Source organism: Flavobacterium odoriferum (assembly GCF_025499515.1).
Classification (GTDB): Bacteria; Bacteroidota; Bacteroidia; order Flavobacteriales; family Flavobacteriaceae; genus Flavobacterium; species Flavobacterium odoriferum.
The window spans coordinates 118,769-133,990 of sequence record NZ_JAMKFA010000005.1 but is presented as its reverse complement, the minus strand read 5'-3'; the positions used below and the strand labels follow the sequence as shown (position 1 = coordinate 133,990).

The 15,222-nt window shown below is 30.9% G+C and carries 12 protein-coding genes; 7 read left to right on the top strand and 5 right to left on the bottom strand.

Annotated elements, in window-relative coordinates; genetic code table 11:
• Window positions 1-67: 67 nt before the first annotated feature.
• Window positions 68-484: a lipocalin-like domain-containing protein gene (locus M9Q43_RS05130; RefSeq protein WP_262317891.1), complete on the top strand. Its 417-nt coding sequence runs from the start codon at window positions 68-70 to the stop codon at window positions 482-484.
• Between the two features lie 2 nt (window positions 485-486).
• Window positions 487-783, top strand: a complete 297-nt coding sequence (locus tag M9Q43_RS05125; protein WP_262317890.1) for a DUF721 domain-containing protein — start codon at window positions 487-489, stop codon at window positions 781-783.
• A gap of 63 nt (window positions 784-846) precedes the next feature.
• Here the strand turns inward: M9Q43_RS05125 and aceA are convergent, their stop codons facing one another.
• Window positions 847-2,124, bottom strand: a complete 1,278-nt coding sequence (gene aceA, locus M9Q43_RS05120) for an isocitrate lyase (protein ID WP_262317889.1) — start codon at window positions 2,122-2,124, stop codon at window positions 847-849.
• Window positions 2,125-2,209: 85 nt separating this feature from the next.
• Window positions 2,210-3,790: a malate synthase A gene (gene aceB / locus M9Q43_RS05115; protein ID WP_262317888.1), complete on the bottom strand. Its 1,581-nt coding sequence runs from the start codon at window positions 3,788-3,790 to the stop codon at window positions 2,210-2,212.
• Window positions 3,791-3,981: 191 nt separating this feature from the next.
• Between aceB and M9Q43_RS05110 the strand changes: the two genes are divergently transcribed.
• On the top strand, window positions 3,982-5,457 hold the full coding sequence (locus tag M9Q43_RS05110) for a helix-turn-helix domain-containing protein (RefSeq protein WP_262318011.1): 1,476 nt from the start codon (window positions 3,982-3,984) through the stop codon (window positions 5,455-5,457).
• Between the two features lie 49 nt (window positions 5,458-5,506).
• Here M9Q43_RS05110 and M9Q43_RS05105 read toward each other — a convergent pair whose 3' ends face one another.
• The 3 genes from M9Q43_RS05105 to bshC form a co-directional block, all read right to left on the bottom strand.
• Window positions 5,507-5,926, bottom strand: a complete 420-nt coding sequence (locus M9Q43_RS05105; protein WP_133607821.1) for a nucleoside-diphosphate kinase — start codon at window positions 5,924-5,926, stop codon at window positions 5,507-5,509.
• 57 nt (window positions 5,927-5,983) lie between these two features.
• A complete protein-coding gene (locus tag M9Q43_RS05100) occupies window positions 5,984-6,811 on the bottom strand; it encodes a formylglycine-generating enzyme family protein (protein WP_262317887.1) in 828 nt (275 codons plus the stop codon).
• Between the two features lie 150 nt (window positions 6,812-6,961).
• A complete protein-coding gene (gene bshC, locus M9Q43_RS05095; protein ID WP_262317886.1) occupies window positions 6,962-8,557 on the bottom strand; it encodes a bacillithiol biosynthesis cysteine-adding enzyme BshC in 1,596 nt (531 codons plus the stop codon).
• A 107-nt stretch (window positions 8,558-8,664) separates the two neighbouring features.
• Here bshC and M9Q43_RS05090 point away from each other — a divergent pair, with 107 nt between their 5' ends.
• The 4 genes from M9Q43_RS05090 (at window position 8,665) to M9Q43_RS05075 (ending at window position 15,200) form a co-directional block, all read left to right on the top strand.
• Window positions 8,665-10,860 carry a B12-binding domain-containing radical SAM protein gene (locus M9Q43_RS05090; protein ID WP_262317885.1) on the top strand — a complete coding sequence of 732 codons (2,196 nt, stop codon included), beginning with the start codon at window positions 8,665-8,667 and terminating at the stop codon, window positions 10,858-10,860.
• Between the two features lie 88 nt (window positions 10,861-10,948).
• Window positions 10,949-13,054, top strand: coding sequence for a response regulator (locus M9Q43_RS05085; RefSeq protein ID WP_262317884.1), 2,106 nt, complete (start codon window positions 10,949-10,951; stop codon window positions 13,052-13,054).
• 92 nt (window positions 13,055-13,146) lie between these two features.
• Complete coding sequence (locus tag M9Q43_RS05080; RefSeq protein ID WP_262317883.1) at window positions 13,147-13,632, top strand: acetyl-CoA carboxylase biotin carboxyl carrier protein subunit; 486 nt, start codon at window positions 13,147-13,149, stop codon at window positions 13,630-13,632.
• Window positions 13,633-13,760: 128 nt separating this feature from the next.
• Window positions 13,761-15,200 carry an acetyl-CoA carboxylase biotin carboxylase subunit gene (locus tag M9Q43_RS05075; protein ID WP_262318010.1) on the top strand — a complete coding sequence of 480 codons (1,440 nt, stop codon included), beginning with the start codon at window positions 13,761-13,763 and terminating at the stop codon, window positions 15,198-15,200.
• The last annotated feature ends 22 nt before the right edge of the window (window positions 15,201-15,222 follow it).

The following is a 15,222-nucleotide window of genomic DNA, read 5'->3' as shown; positions in this document are numbered from 1 at the left end:
AAAGTAAGGAATAGTTTAATTCAAAAGAGAAATAATTGTAATTTTATACCATATTAAAGAATGTGTAATGAAAAAAATAATTTTATTCCTTGTTTTCGGATTGTTCTTATCGTGTAAACAATCTATTTCTGAATCTGATTTGCAAAATTTAAATGGTTATTGGGAAATTGAAAAAGTTGAACTTCCTGATGGAGATAAGAAAGAATATAAGGTAAATGAAACTATTGATTTTTTTAAAATTACCGATAAAAAAGGGTTCCGTAGCAAAGTGATGCCGCAAATAGATGGTACCTATTTGACAAATGATTTAAAAGAAGATGTTGTTGTTGTGCTTAAAGATGGTGATGCAACTATTCAGTATAAAACTAATTACGCTAATTGGAACGAAGAAATAATCGAATTATCTAAAGATAAATTAGTTGTTAAAAACCAACAAGATTTAGAATATCATTACAAAAGACCGGTTAAATTTTCGATTAAGTAAGTATGGCAAAGCGATTCAATGAAGAAAGTCCGATTGGAGATGTGTTGAAGCAATTTATTACTCAAAATAAGTTGGAAGCTGGTATGGATGTGGTTAATGTGCGTGATGCCTGGAAAAATTTAATGGGAAATGCGGTAAATAATTACACAACAGAAATTCAACTCAAAGGTTCAACGCTTTATGTAGCTTTGTCTTCAGCGGTTTTACGAGAAGAATTGAGTTATGGAAAAGATAAAATCATCAAAATGATTAACGAAGAACTTCGAAAAGATGTAGTGACAAATCTGATTTTACGATAAAAAAAGCCCCAATTCTTAATAGAAAAGGGACTTAAATAAACCAAAAATTAAAGACTAATAAGATTAAAATTGTGCGGTTTCTGTAGAATTTTTCATCGCTACAGTTGAAGATAATCCTGCAGTGACTGCATTTTGAACTTCATCAAAATAACTTGTTCCTACAAAATTTTGATGTTTTACAGCTCTAAATCCTTCAGCTTGTAAAGCAAACTCTTTTTCTTGTAATTCTGAATATCCTGCCATTCCTTTTCGTTTGTATGCTAAAGCTAATTCAAACATTGAAGTATTTAAAGCATGGAATCCAGCTAATGTTATAAATTGAAATTTATATCCCATTTTGGCAATATCTTCACGAAATGTTTCCATTTGCGCAACAGATAATTTTGCTGCCCAATTAAATGATGGAGAACAATTATAAGCTAATAATTTTCCAGGATATTGAGCATGGATAGCCGCTGCAAACTTTCTAGCTTCTTCTAAATCAGGTGTTGAAGTTTCTAACCAAACTAAATCTGCATAAGGAGCATATGACAATCCTCTGTCAATGCCTTGTTCAATTCCAGCTTCTACGTAAAAAAATCCTTCAGGAGTTCTCTCTCCAGTAATAAATTTTCTATCTCTTTCATCAATATCGCTGGTTAATAAATTGGCAGCATCAGCATCGGTTCGAGCAACAATTAATGTTGGAACTCCCATTGTATCAGCCGCTAATCGTGCAGCAATTAATTTATTGATAGCTTCTTGTGTTGGAACTAAAACCTTTCCGCCTAAATGCCCACATTTTTTTGCAGATGAAAGTTGGTCTTCAAAGTGAACTCCTGCAGCACCGGCTTCAATCATACTTTTCATAAGTTCAAAAGCATTTAAGTTGCCTCCAAAACCCGCTTCAGCATCGGCTACAATTGGAACTAAATAATCTTTTTTGTTTTCAATTTTGTTCACTGTCTGAATTTGATCAGCGCGTAACAATGCGTTGTTAATACGCTTAACAACTAATGGAACACTGTTAGCAGGATATAACGATTGGTCAGGATACATTTCGCCAGCTACATTTGCGTCTGCAGCTACTTGCCAGCCACTCAAATAAATAGCTTCTAATCCAGCTTCTACTTCTTGAATAGCTTGATTTCCTGTTAGTGCGCCTAAACCAGCAACCCAATCCTGATTGTTTAATTTGTTCCAAAGAATTTCAGCTCCACGGCGTGCAATAGAATATTCAATTTGATATGAACCTTGTAGTTCTACTACTTTTTCTGCAGTGTAAGGTCTTTCGATACCTTTCCATCTTGGATTTGTTGTCCAATCTGTAACTAATTGTTGAATTCTTTCTTCAGTTTTCATAATTTTGTGGTGTTTTTAGATAGTTATTATTTTGTAATTATTTATGGATAGACTGTCGGATGTTACAGCATTCGGCAGTTTTTTGTTAGTCAATATATTCGTATGCTTTCAAGGTTAAAAATTCGTCTAATTCTGAATTTAATATCATATCTGTGAAAAGTTTAGTCGCTAATTCAAATTTTCCTGAATTAAATCGTTCTTCTCCAACATAGGCTTTGATTTTAATTAACTCTTCAGAGGTGTATTTTTGATATAATTCCGCGGTACATTTTTCTCCATTTTCAAGAATAACTTCTTTATGTAACCAAAGCCATAATTGTGTTCTTGAAATTTCGGCTGTGGCTGCGTCTTCCATTAAATTATATAATGCCGCTGCGCCTACACCCATTAGCCAAGATTCGATGTATAAAATTCCAACGTTGATATTTTTACGGACTCCGGTTTCTGTTACGGTTCCTTTCGGAAGTTCTAACAATTGTTCTTCTGTTATATTCAATTCAGCTCTTTTAATATGCATTTGGTTTTTTGTTGGCATATTTTCGTTGAAAACTTTCATTGCTAGAGGAACTAATCCTGGATGAGCTACCCAAGTGCCGTCGTGTCCGTTTTTGACTTCTCTTTCTTTATCTGTTTCTACTTTTTCATAAGCTATTTCATTTGCATGATCGTCATTTTTTATAGGAATTTGTGCTGCCATTCCGCCAATAGCTAGTACATTTCTTTTGTGACAAACTTGAACTACTCTTTGTGAATAGGCACTCATAAAAGGACTAGTCATTGTAACTTGGTCTCTATCTGGGATCATAAAACTAGGCTGTAATTTTAGTTTTTTGATGTATGAAAAAATATAATCCCATCTTCCACAATTTAATCCTGCCATATGATCTTTTAATTCATATATAATTTCATCTAATTGAAAGCTTGCAGTAATTGTTTCAATTAAAACGGTTGCTTTTATTGTTCCAATGGGAATTTTGAAGTAGTCTTGTGAATACAAAAAAACATCGTTCCACCAACGAGCTTCTTCATAATGTTCTAATTTTGGTAAATAGAAAAATGGAGCTAATTCTTGTTTTATTAGAGTTTCTGCGTTGTGGAAAAAGAATAAACCAAAATCTACTAAAGCGCCAGAAAAATTTTCCCCATTTAATTGAATGTTTTTTTCTTCTAAATGCAAGCCTCTTGGGCGAACTAAAAGTGTGGCTGTTTGATTATTTAATTGATATTTTTTTTCATTTTGTTCTAATGAAATGGTTTTGTTTATGGCATCTTTTAAATTTTGTTGACCTTCTAATAAGTTAGACCAAGTAGGAGAGCAGCTATCTTCAAAATCAGCCATAAAGACTTTTGCGCCTGAATTTAATGCATTAATAACCATTTTTCTATCAACAGGTCCTGTAATTTCAACTCTTCTGTCTAGCAAAATTTCAGGGATTGGTGCAGCAGTCCAATTGCTATTTCTTATTTCTAATGTTTCTTTTGGAAAATGAGGTTTTTCGCCTAAATCAAAACGTTTTTGTTGTTCTTTTCGCTTTTCTAGTAATTCTAATCTTTTTGGATTGAATTTTTCTTGTAGCTTTTCTATAAATAATAAAGCGCCATCTGAAAGAATTTCAGAACACTTTTCTTGTCGTTTTACTTTAAGTTGTGAGATATTCGTTTCCATAATTAGAAATTTTATTTATTTGATTGGTACAATATTATAAAATTAAAAAATACAAAACAAGCGAACGTTCGCAAAAATGTAAAAAAAATATAAAAAATGTTTTTCGCAAAAATGTATTATATTTGTTTTCTATTGTAAAATGAGGCAAAGAGCAAAAAAGGTTTCTAATTTTTTTAAATAGTTGATTGATGATTGAAGAAGAATATATCCGTTTGATTTTTGGTTTAAAATTGAAACAAATTAGAACCGAAAAAAATCTATCGTTGTTTGGTTTGGCAAAAATCACGAGTTTGTCTAAATCGTATTTAAACGAAATTGAAAAAGGGAAAAAATATCCTAAAAGGGATAAGATTGTACTTTTATCCGAAGCGTTAGAAACAACATATGATCAATTAGTTTCTTTAAAATTGGATAAAAATTTGGCACCAATTGGAGAGATTTTGCAGTCTAGAATTTTAAAAGAGATTCCATTGGATATTTTTGGAATTAAAGAAAGCGATTTAATTGATATTATTGCAGAAGCTCCAGTTAAGGTTAATGCTTTTATTAGTACGCTTTTTGAAATTGCTAAACACTATAATTTAACACGCGAAAGTTTCTTTTTAGCTGCTTTGCGTTCATATCAGGAAGCAAATAATAATTACTTTGAAGAGATTGAGCTACAGGTTGAAAAATTTGCCAAAGCATATTCACTAGATTTGAATAAACGTTTAAATTCAAAAGATTTTGAAGAAATTTTAGTTGAAGAATACGGTTATACAATTGATAATGATGAGTTAACCCAACATAAGGAATTGAATAATTTGCGTTCTGTTTTTGTACCAAGCTCTAAAACTCTTTTGGTTTCCTCTGAAACTGATGATTCGCAACGAATGTTTATTTATGCAAAAGAAATTGCTTACAATTTTTTGAATATAACTGATAGATTGTTTACTTTTTCATGGATAAAATTTGATAGTTTTGATCAAGTTTTAAATAATTTTATAGCTTCATATTTTGCAGGAGCTTTATTAATTCCTCGTAAATCATTAGTAGCATCACTTAAATCTTTTTTTGATAAGAAAACTTTTTCTACTAATGATTTTCAAATGTTGATGGATGGTTTTACAGATTCTCCAGAAACCTTTTATCAACGATTAACGAATGTGTTACCAAAAGATTTTAATCTGAAAAATTTATTCTTTTTGCGATTTAGTTACAAACCTGAACGTGGTGATTTTCAGTTGACCAAAGAATTACACATTACTAATTTATTAGAACCACATGCGAATGAACGTAATGAACATTATTGTCGTAGGTGGATATCTTTAAAAACAATTCAAAATTTGACAGAAACAACTGAAAATCATGTGTTAGATAGTCAAATATCTTCTTATAATCATACGGATAATGAATATTTTGTAATTTCTTCGGCTACAAAAGATCCTTTTAGAAAAGGTTATTATAGAAGTATTGCTTTAGGCATTATGATTAATCAACATTCTTTAAGTAGAATAGCTTTTTTGCAAGATGAAAATATTAAACGAAGAAAAGTTGGAGTAACTTGCGAATCTTGTTCAATTTCAGATTGTTTAGAAAGAGTTGCACCACCAAAAAATTTGGAACGAAAAGCTCGTTTTTTGCAAACAGATATGGTTGTGAAAGAGATAATGGAAAAATATAAGTAAAAAAAATCCCGATTCATTGAATCGGGATTTTTATATAATAATTCTAAAATTAGAATTGCTCTCTTCCTGAAAAATGGAAAGCACCTTCAATAGCTGCATTTTCATCAGAATCAGATCCGTGAACAGCATTTTCTCCAATTGAAGTTGCATATTTTTTACGGATTGTTCCTTCAGCTGCATCAGCAGGATTAGTAGCTCCAATTAAAGTTCTGAAATCCTCAACTGCGTTATCTTTTTCTAAGATAGCAGCTACAATTGGACCTCTTGTCATAAATTCAACTAATTCACCAAAAAATGGTCTTGCAGCATGAACAGCGTAAAACGCTTGAGCATCAGCAATAGTTAATTGAGTTAATTTCAAAGAAACAATTTTGAAACCACCTTCTGTAATCATGTTTAAGATACCACCAATATGTCCGTTTTCTACAGCATCTGGTTTAATCATTGTAAAAGTTCTGTTTGTTGCCATTTTTTAAATTTTTTGCAAAGTTACCATTTTAATTAGGTTTTGCAATATTGTTTTTTATTATTTTACGATTGTTCTAGCTACTCTAAATCCGTAAAACTCATGTGTTTTTGAAGGGAATGTAGAAATTCGGTTTGCAGGTCTAATGTAGTTTGGTTGGCTATCCCATGAACCGCCTCTAACTGTTCTTCTTTCACCCATTTCTGGCCCTTTTGGATTGTCACCTTTTTCTTGTTTGTAGAAATCTTTATTGTACCAATCCCAACACCATTCCCATACATTTCCACTCATATCATAAATACCCAATTCGTTAGGTAATTTTGTTCCTACCGTGTGAGGATGTCCACTGCTATTTGCTTTGTGCCAGGCTACTTCATCTAATTTGTCACTTCCGCTAAATCTAAACCCTTTAGTTGAAGTTCCTCCTTTAGCTGCAAATTCCCATTCTGCTTCAGTAGGCAATCTGTATCCATTTGCCTTAAAGTTGCAAACAAAATTTGGGCCTTTTTTAGTATAGCAAGGTTGTAATTTTTCTTTAATACTTAGCCAGTTACAGTATGCAATAGCTTCGTTCCAAGTAACACCATTAATTGGGTAATTATCTTGCCAACCCCAAGTTGGTTTTGCTGGCATTTTCATTTTATTGGCTTTGATAAATTGTTTCCATTCCCAAACAGTTACTTCGAATTTACTAATTTCAAATGTGTTTAAGGTAACAGTATGTTCTTTTTGTTCGTCAACTTCTGCACTTTCATCTGATTTTTTTGAGCCCATTTTAAAAGTTCCACCTTTAACTTGTATAAGGTCTGTGTCAATTAAAACATTTTTAAAAGCAAATAAGGATAGAATTGTAATTATTAATGTAGGATAAAAAGTAATTTTTCTCATAAGAATTTCAAATTAATTTAGGTGTGCAAATATAATAATAATTTAACATTGCGGATTTTATTTGTTATAAAATAGCAATTTAAGTAAAATAAATGTTAATTATTTGAAATTATTACTTTTTATCGAGTAAAAAGGCTTTTTGTCGGTAAATTATAAAATTATTTGAGTGAAATTTTGTTCTAAAGGTTTAAGTTGTGTTAAAATTTTTCTTACAAAAGATTCATAATCATCTACTTCTGATACAAATGATGAAAAATTTTGCGTTCTTTCTTGTAAACTTTTGTTTGGAAATAACTCATTTTGGATTTCAAAAATGCGTTCCAATTTTGAAGAATGATTTTTGCGTTCGGCTTTCAATAAGCGCTTTTCTAAATTTTCTAAGCCTTTGAGTTGTTTTTTTTCTTGTGCCTTTACTGCACCTGTAAATGATTTATCAGTTTGAAGTGCGATTTCATGTAACGCTTCAAATTGTTTTTTTAGAATTGTTTTTTGTTCTGAAAAATCGATGGTAAATCCTGAAAAATCTTTTGTTTTTTTATCAGAAAGTAATTGTTGGGCCATAAAAATTTCGTTCCAAGTTAAATTTAATTTATCCAATTTTGATGCTTGTTTTTCTGTAACTAAGAGCACGGAATTTCGAACCAAGAGCATTGGAAAAGTAATGTAATTTGCTTCAAAATTTGCTTTTAATTCTAACCAATATGCAATTTCGCCTCCTCCACCAATGTAGCATAAATTTGGCAATATAATCTCTTGATATAATGGTCTTAAAATAACATTTGGACTAAAGTTTTCTGGGTTATTTTCTAATTCAATTAAAAGTTCTTTTTCGGTAAATTTTAGTTTCGTATTATTGATAACGTAATTTCCGTTTTCAAAAATAATGCGTTCTCTTAACTCGTTTTGAATGTAAAAAAGGTTGATTTCTCTTGGATTTACTTGAATAGTATATTTTTCTAAAAGAGGAAGAGTTTCATTAACCTTTTTGAAAGAAGTTTGTTGTATTAATTCGTTTTTAGCATACGGAACAAAAAGTTTTTTCAATTCCTTAGCATCACCATCAATAATAACTAATCCTTCGTTTTTGAATAATTCATTTGCTAAAAATCTAGTTGCATCGGCTAAATTTTGATGTTCTAAATATGATTTTTTAAATAAATCAAGTAGATATTTTGCATTATTTCCCAATCCAATTTCTTTAGAAAAAGCTTCATAAACTAAATCTAATCCTTCTGTAGATAGACGTCCAACGGGTCCATTACTTTCTCGGTTCCATCTAAATTTTTTGTCTTTGAAATTAAAATAGTTGATTTCATCAAAATCATGATCTTCTGTTGCCATCCAATAAATGGGAACAAAATTTTGAGTAGGATATTTTTGTCTTAATTTTTTACACAGATTAATAGTAGAAGCAATTTTGTATAAAAAATACAAAGGTCCAGTAAATAAATTCAGCTGGTGACCCGTTGTAATTGTATAGGTATTTGAAAGTTTTAAAAGCTGAATATTTTGTGAAGTACTTTCTGAAATTTCAAAATTTTCATGTTGTTTTTCTAATGCCGAAACCAAAATTTGGCGGTTTTCAAACGGAAAATTTTTGCCTTTTTCCTCAATTTGACCTTTAAAATTCTCAATTTTTGGAAAACGATTGTACAACAATTGCAATTCAGATTTTTCATCCAAATAATCAACAATTAGTTTAGAAAAATATCCCGAATTTTGATAGGTTACATTTTCGTTTGGCATTTTAGAATTATTTTTTGCTAAAGTACTAATTTTTTACTTTTCTAAATTGCCTTTAACAAGCTCTTAGGATTTGATAAAAAGCCTTATTTTTGCTCAAAATATATCCATTGAAAAACATTCTCTTAATCACACCGCCTTTTACCCAACTGAATACTCCTTATCCAGCAACGGCTTATATAAAAGGTTTTTTGAATACCAAAAACATTTCGACTTTCCAAATGGATTTAGGTATTGAAGTGATTTTAGAATTGTTTTCCAAAGAAGGATTAGAAAGTTTGTTTCAAGTTTCAGGTTTCAAGTTTCAAGAATTTGAACCTAATTCACAACGAATTTATTCTCTCAAAAACGACTATATCAAAACTATAGATTCCGTAATCGCTTTTCTTCAAGGAAAAAATCCATCGTTAGCTCGTCAAATTTGTTCAGGAAATTTTCTACCTGAAGCATCTCGTTTTGCTCAATTAGACGATATGGAATTTGCATTTGGAACGATGGGAATGCAAGACAAAGCCAAACATTTAGCTACCTTATATTTAGAAGATTTATCCGATTTTATTGTAGAATGTATTGATGAAAATTTCGGATTTAGTCGCTATGCAGAACGTTTGGGTAGAAGTGCCAACTCGTTTGATGAGTTGTACAATCACTTGCAAAACGAGTTAACATTTATTGATGAAATTACACTGAAAATTCTGAAAGAAAGAATTGATGAAGTACAACCAAAGCTAGTTTTAATTTCGGTTCCTTTTCCTGGAAATTTGTATAGCGCTTTTCGTTGTGCTCAGTTTTTAAAAGCCAATCATCCCAATATAAAATTATCAATGGGTGGCGGTTTTCCAAATACAGAACTTCGCGAATTAAAAGATGAAAGAGTTTTTGAATTCTTTGATTTTATTACTTTAGATGATGGAGAATTACCAGTTGAATTGCTTCATAATTTTGTTTGTCATTCTGGACTTGTTTCAGAATCTGAATTCAAACGAACATTTCTATTAGAAAACAACCAAGTCGCATACAAAAACAATTCCACTCGCCACGATTACAAACAAAGTGAAGTAGGAACTCCTGATTATTCTGATTTGTTGTTAGATAAATACATTTCGGTTATTGAAATTGCAAATCCTATGCACAGTTTGTGGAGCGATGGCCGTTGGAATAAACTTACCATGGCACATGGTTGCTATTGGGGAAAATGTACGTTTTGTGATATTTCGTTAGATTATATCAAGTTGTACGAGCCAATAGCTGCCAAAATTTTGGTCGATCGAATAGAAGAATTAATCGCTCAAACAGGTGAAAACGGATTCCATTTTGTAGATGAAGCAGCACCACCGGCCTTGATGCGTGAAGTAGCATTGGAAATCATCAAACGAAAAATAGTAGTCACTTGGTGGACTAACATTCGTTTTGAAAAAAGTTTTACAGCTGATTTATGTTTGTTATTGAAAGAATCAGGTTGTATCGCAGTTTCTGGTGGATTAGAAGTGGCTTCGGACCGACTTTTAGAATTAATCAAAAAAGGAGTAACCGTTGAACAAGTAGCTCAAGTTACCCGAAATTTCACCGAATCAGGAATTATGGTGCATGCTTATTTGATGTATGGTTATCCAACACAAACCATTCAAGAAACCGTTGATAGTTTAGAAATGGTGCGTCAATTGTTTGAATTGGGTGTTTTACAAAGCGGTTTTTGGCATCAATTTGCGATGACAGCGCATTCTCCTGTGGGAATGTTTCCTGAAGAATTCGGAGTAATTCCAGAACAAAATGAAATTACGTTTGCTAATAACGATATCAATTTTAAAGACAAAACCGGAATCAATCACGATAAATTCAGTTTTGGATTAAAGAAATCATTATTCAATTACATGCACGGAATCTGTTTCGATTACGATTTACAAGATTGGTTCGATTTCAAAATTCCAAAAACAAAAATTCCATCTGATTTTATTTATAATTGTCTTCAAAAAGAACAAAATTTCTCTACAAAATCCAATGCTAAAATCGTTTGGTTAGGAGGAAATCCTCAAACCGAAATCTTTACTAAATCAAAAAAAGGAAATTCTTGGGAAATGATGAAATTAACTTTTCATGATAAAACCCAAACCTATGATATTTCGGTAAACGCAGCAGAAGGAAAGTGGTTGATTGAAATATTAGAAAAAATTTCGGTTTATACTGAAAATAAAATCACTTTTTCTCAATTAAAATCTGATTTTGAAACACATTTTGAAGATTTTGAATTGTTTTGGTACAGTAAACCAATTCAAATTTTAAGAAGCACTTCTTTGTTAACTTTGTAGAATTTTTACTAAATAGTGATTGTTTTTTATTTAATATTTTATTTTTATTGAAAAAAAAGTATAAATTTAACATCTAATTCAACTCGATGTGAAGTTTTTTTTCTCTAAAAATGTTGATTCTACCTATACAAGAGTAATTAGCTTGCTTTCGCTGATGTCTTTTGCTTTGTTAGTCTTAGTAGCTTCATTGTACTATTATATGAAAGTACAAGAGAAAGAAATTTATGACTCAAGTAATAAAATCTACAAAAACGAAATCAATTCGTTAGTTAAATTAAATTCCGAAAATTACACTTCTTTAGCAGTCGAAATAACCTATTGGGATGAATTTGTTGATTTTGTAAAAACAAAAGATATCAAATGGTTCAATTCATCGGTTGCCAATGTTTTGGATACTTATAAAGTTGAATATGTTTGTGTGTATGATACTAAAGGTAATTTTATAACAAAAGTTTCTTCACCAAAAATTAAGACCGTAAAATTTATTCCGCAAGAAGCAATTGATAAATTATTAAAGAAAAAAGTTGATAAATTTTATTTAAAAATACCTGAAGGAGTTGTAGAAATCTGTGCTGCAACCATTCATCCATCAGATGATCCTTATAAAAATAAAACAAAACCATCAGGCTGTTTTTTTATGGCAAGATTATTAGACAATGAGTATTTTGCCAATTTTGAAAAAATAAGTACATCAAATATCGATTTTTTTAAGCATCCAGAAGTAAAATCGAAAGCTGTTTATTTAGTGATGCCATTAAAAGATTATAACAATAAAGTTATTAAGCATCTAATTTATAAAAGAGCTTTTAATATCGATTTTTGGATAACAAAATACATCTTAATAGTTATTACCATTGCCTTAATTTTATCTTGGGTTATCTATTATTATTACGCAAATAAATGGTCTAAATTGCCTTTGAGCTTTATTAAGAAAATATTAAAAACCGGTGATGCAAGTTCGATTCAATCTTTAAAAAATATTAAAGGAGAATTTAGATACATCGGAAAACTATTTGAAGAAAATCAAGCAAAAACAAAAGAATTAGAAATTGCTAAAAATAAAGCCGAAGAAAGCGATAAATTAAAATCTGCTTTTTTAATGAATTTGTCGCACGAAATTAGAACTCCAATGAATGCTGTTTTAGGTTTTTCTGATTTGCTTTCTAATTCGCAATTGTCTGATAAAGAAAGAAATGAATACATAAAAGTAATTCAACAAAGTGGTAAAAATCTTTTAGAAATCATTGACGATTTGGTGGAAATGTCCAAAATAGATTCTCAATTAATTAAACCAAATTTGCAGCCTTTTGATTTGGATGAGTTCATCCAACAGATTTTTCTATCGTATGAAAAGTTATATAGTAATGAAAAAGTAGCTTTTAAATTAGTAAAACCTGAACAGCAGATTAAAAAGCAAATTATTTCTGATAAAGTTAAATTAGGTGAAGTTGTTACCAATCTATTGAACAATTCCTATAAGTTTACTGAAGAAGGTTTTGTTATTTTAGATTATGAAGTTGACGAAAAAAGCAACAAGATTAATTTCAGTGTAAAAGATTCTGGAATAGGAATTCCGAAAGCCTTTCAAGAAAATATTTTTAAGCGATTTAGTAAAATAAATGCGAAAGGAATTTCAGCAAATGAAGGTCTTGGTTTAGGTTTAGCAATTTCAAAAGCGTATGTTGATATGCTTGGAGGAAAAATTAATTTTACTTCTCAAGAAGGTGTTGGTTCTACATTTTTTGTATCAATTCCACTCAATTATGCCAATGAGAATGAAACCAAAAAAGAAATTGTTCCTGAAATAAAAGTTAATACAAATTTAGGAAAAGAGGAAATTATTTTAGTAGCTGAAGACGATAACATTAATTTTTTACTCATCGAAAATATTTTAAAAAGTTATAATTTCAAGATTATTCGTGCAAAAGATGGAGTAGAAGCTGTTGAATTTTGCAAAACAAATCAAGAAATAGATTTGGTTTTAATGGATATAAAAATGCCAAATCTTGACGGCTATGAGGCTTTTACCGAAATTCGAAAAATCAATCCAACAATTCCTATTATTGCCCAAACTTCTTACTCTTTTGAAGAAGAATTGGATAAAATAAAGAAATTAGGATTTAATAATTTTATCTCTAAACCTATCCAAAAACAAAAATTACTCGAATTAATTAAGGTTTACCTAAACCGATAAAAAGCTATAGCATTTTTACAATTTTTATGAGATTTATCATTTTCGAAAACGATTTCTTTTCGTAAGTTTACGACAACTAAAAATAATCTCATATGGATGCCAATTATAAGCTTTTAGTTAACAATTCAAATACTTTTGAATTTACCGAAAGCGACCTTAAAAAACTCGATGCGATTTGTGTTGAAGATTCAAAATTTCATGTTTTAAAAGATAGTAAACCTTATAAAGTCGAAATTGTTTCAGCAGATTTTATTGCAAAAAAATATACTATCAAAGTCAATAACAACACTTATGAAGTTGCAATTTCAGATGCTTTAGATGAATTAATCAAAAGTATGGGAATTGAGCGCGGAAGAACCAAAGTTGTTAATGCAATCAAAGCACCAATGCCTGGTTTAATTCTTGAAATCAGCGTAGAAGTTGGTCAAACCGTAAAAGAAAATGACCCTTTATTAATTCTTGAAGCCATGAAAATGGAGAATAGTTTCCTTTCACCACGTGATGGCGTTATTAAGTCTATTGCTGTAGAAAAAGGAAATGCTGTAGACAAAGGACAATTATTAGTTGAATTTGAATAGAAGTAATTGTTTCAGGTTTAAAGTTTCAAGTTGTTGTTTGTGATTATATGTAAACATCAATTTAAACTTTTACAAAGACTTTTTTAACCTAAAACCTGAAACTTGAAACAAAAAATATAATGAAAGAAATTAAAAAAATATTAGTAGCAAATCGCGGTGAAATTGCCATTAGAGTAATGAAAACCGCAAAAAAAATGGGCATTAAAACTGTAGCTGTTTTTTCAACTGCCGATAGAAATGCACTTCATGTAAAATATGCTGACGAAGCCGTTTGCATTGGAGAAGCTGCTTCAAGTCAATCCTATTTGCGCGGTGATAAAATCATTGAAGTTTGTAATGATTTAGGCGTTGATGCTGTTCATCCAGGTTATGGATTTTTAAGTGAAAATTCATCTTTTGCTGAAGCTTGCGAAAAAAACAACATCATTTTCATCGGACCAAAATCGAAAGCTATTGAAATGATGGGAAGTAAATTAGCGGCTAAAGAAGCAGTTATGAAATATGACATTCCAATGGTTCCTGGAGTGGATCATGCAATTATTGATGTGGAAGAAGCAAAGAAAACTGCAAAAGCTGTTGGTTTTCCAATTCTGATAAAAGCATCCGCTGGTGGTGGTGGAAAAGGAATGCGTGTGGTTGAAAAAGAGGAAGATTTTGAATCGCAAATGAATCGTGCAATTAGTGAAGCAACTTCTGCTTTTGGTGATGGTTCGGTTTTTATTGAAAAATATGTAACCAAACCACGACACATTGAAATCCAGATCATGGCTGATAGTCATGGGAATGTTTTATATATTTTTGAAAGAGAATGTAGTATTCAACGTCGTCATCAAAAAGTTGTTGAAGAAGCTCCTTCATGTATTTTAACACCAGAAAAGCGAAAAGAAATGGGTGAAGCTGCGGTAAAAGTTGCTCGTGCTTGTGATTACCTTGGTGCAGGAACTGTGGAGTTTTTAATGGATGCAGATCATAATTTCTACTTTTTAGAAATGAATACACGTTTACAAGTAGAACATCCAGTAACAGAAATGATTTCGGGATTAGATTTGGTTGAATTGCAAATACGTGTGGCTCGTGGTGAAGCATTAGATATTAAACAAGAAGATTTAAAAATTCACGGTCACGCTATGGAACTTCGTGTTTATGCTGAAGATTCTATGAATGATTTCTTACCAAATGTTGGCTTTTTAAGTACATATAAATTGCCTGAAGGAGAAGGAATTCGCGTGGATAACGGAATTGAAGAAGGAATGGATGTGCCAATTTATTACGACCCAATGCTTTCCAAATTAGTAACTTACGGAAAAACACGAGAAGAATCTATTGAATTAATGATTAAAGCCATCGATAATTATCACGTTGAAGGTGTTGCAACTACTTTGCCTTTCGGAAAGTTTGTAATGGAGCATGAAGCATTTCGTTCTGGAGATTTTGATACCGGTTTTGTAAAAGCCTATTATGATGCTGAAAAACTTAAATCAAAATTAGATACAGAAGCAGAAATTGCCGCTATGGTTGCATTGCAAAAATATCTTGAAGATCAAAAAGTATTACGATTACCAAATTAATTGACACATCGACAAATTGTCT

Excerpts from the sequence above, each read along its gene's own strand:
- M9Q43_RS05130 (WP_262317891.1), top strand. The coding sequence starts at position 68 with ATGAAAAAAATAATTTTATTCCTTGTTTTCGGATTGTTCTTATCGTGT.
- M9Q43_RS05125 (WP_262317890.1), top strand. The coding sequence starts at position 487 with ATGGCAAAGCGATTCAATGAAGAAAGTCCGATTGGAGATGTGTTGAAG.
- aceA (WP_262317889.1), bottom strand. The coding sequence starts at position 2,124 with ATGAAAACTGAAGAAAGAATTCAACAATTAGTTACAGATTGGACAACA.
- aceB (WP_262317888.1), bottom strand. The coding sequence starts at position 3,790 with ATGGAAACGAATATCTCACAACTTAAAGTAAAACGACAAGAAAAGTGT.
- M9Q43_RS05105 (WP_133607821.1), bottom strand. The coding sequence starts at position 5,926 with ATGGCAACAAACAGAACTTTTACAATGATTAAACCAGATGCTGTAGAA.
- M9Q43_RS05100 (WP_262317887.1), bottom strand. The coding sequence starts at position 6,811 with ATGAGAAAAATTACTTTTTATCCTACATTAATAATTACAATTCTATCC.
- bshC (WP_262317886.1), bottom strand. The coding sequence starts at position 8,557 with ATGCCAAACGAAAATGTAACCTATCAAAATTCGGGATATTTTTCTAAA.
- M9Q43_RS05080 (WP_262317883.1), top strand. The coding sequence starts at position 13,147 with ATGGATGCCAATTATAAGCTTTTAGTTAACAATTCAAATACTTTTGAA.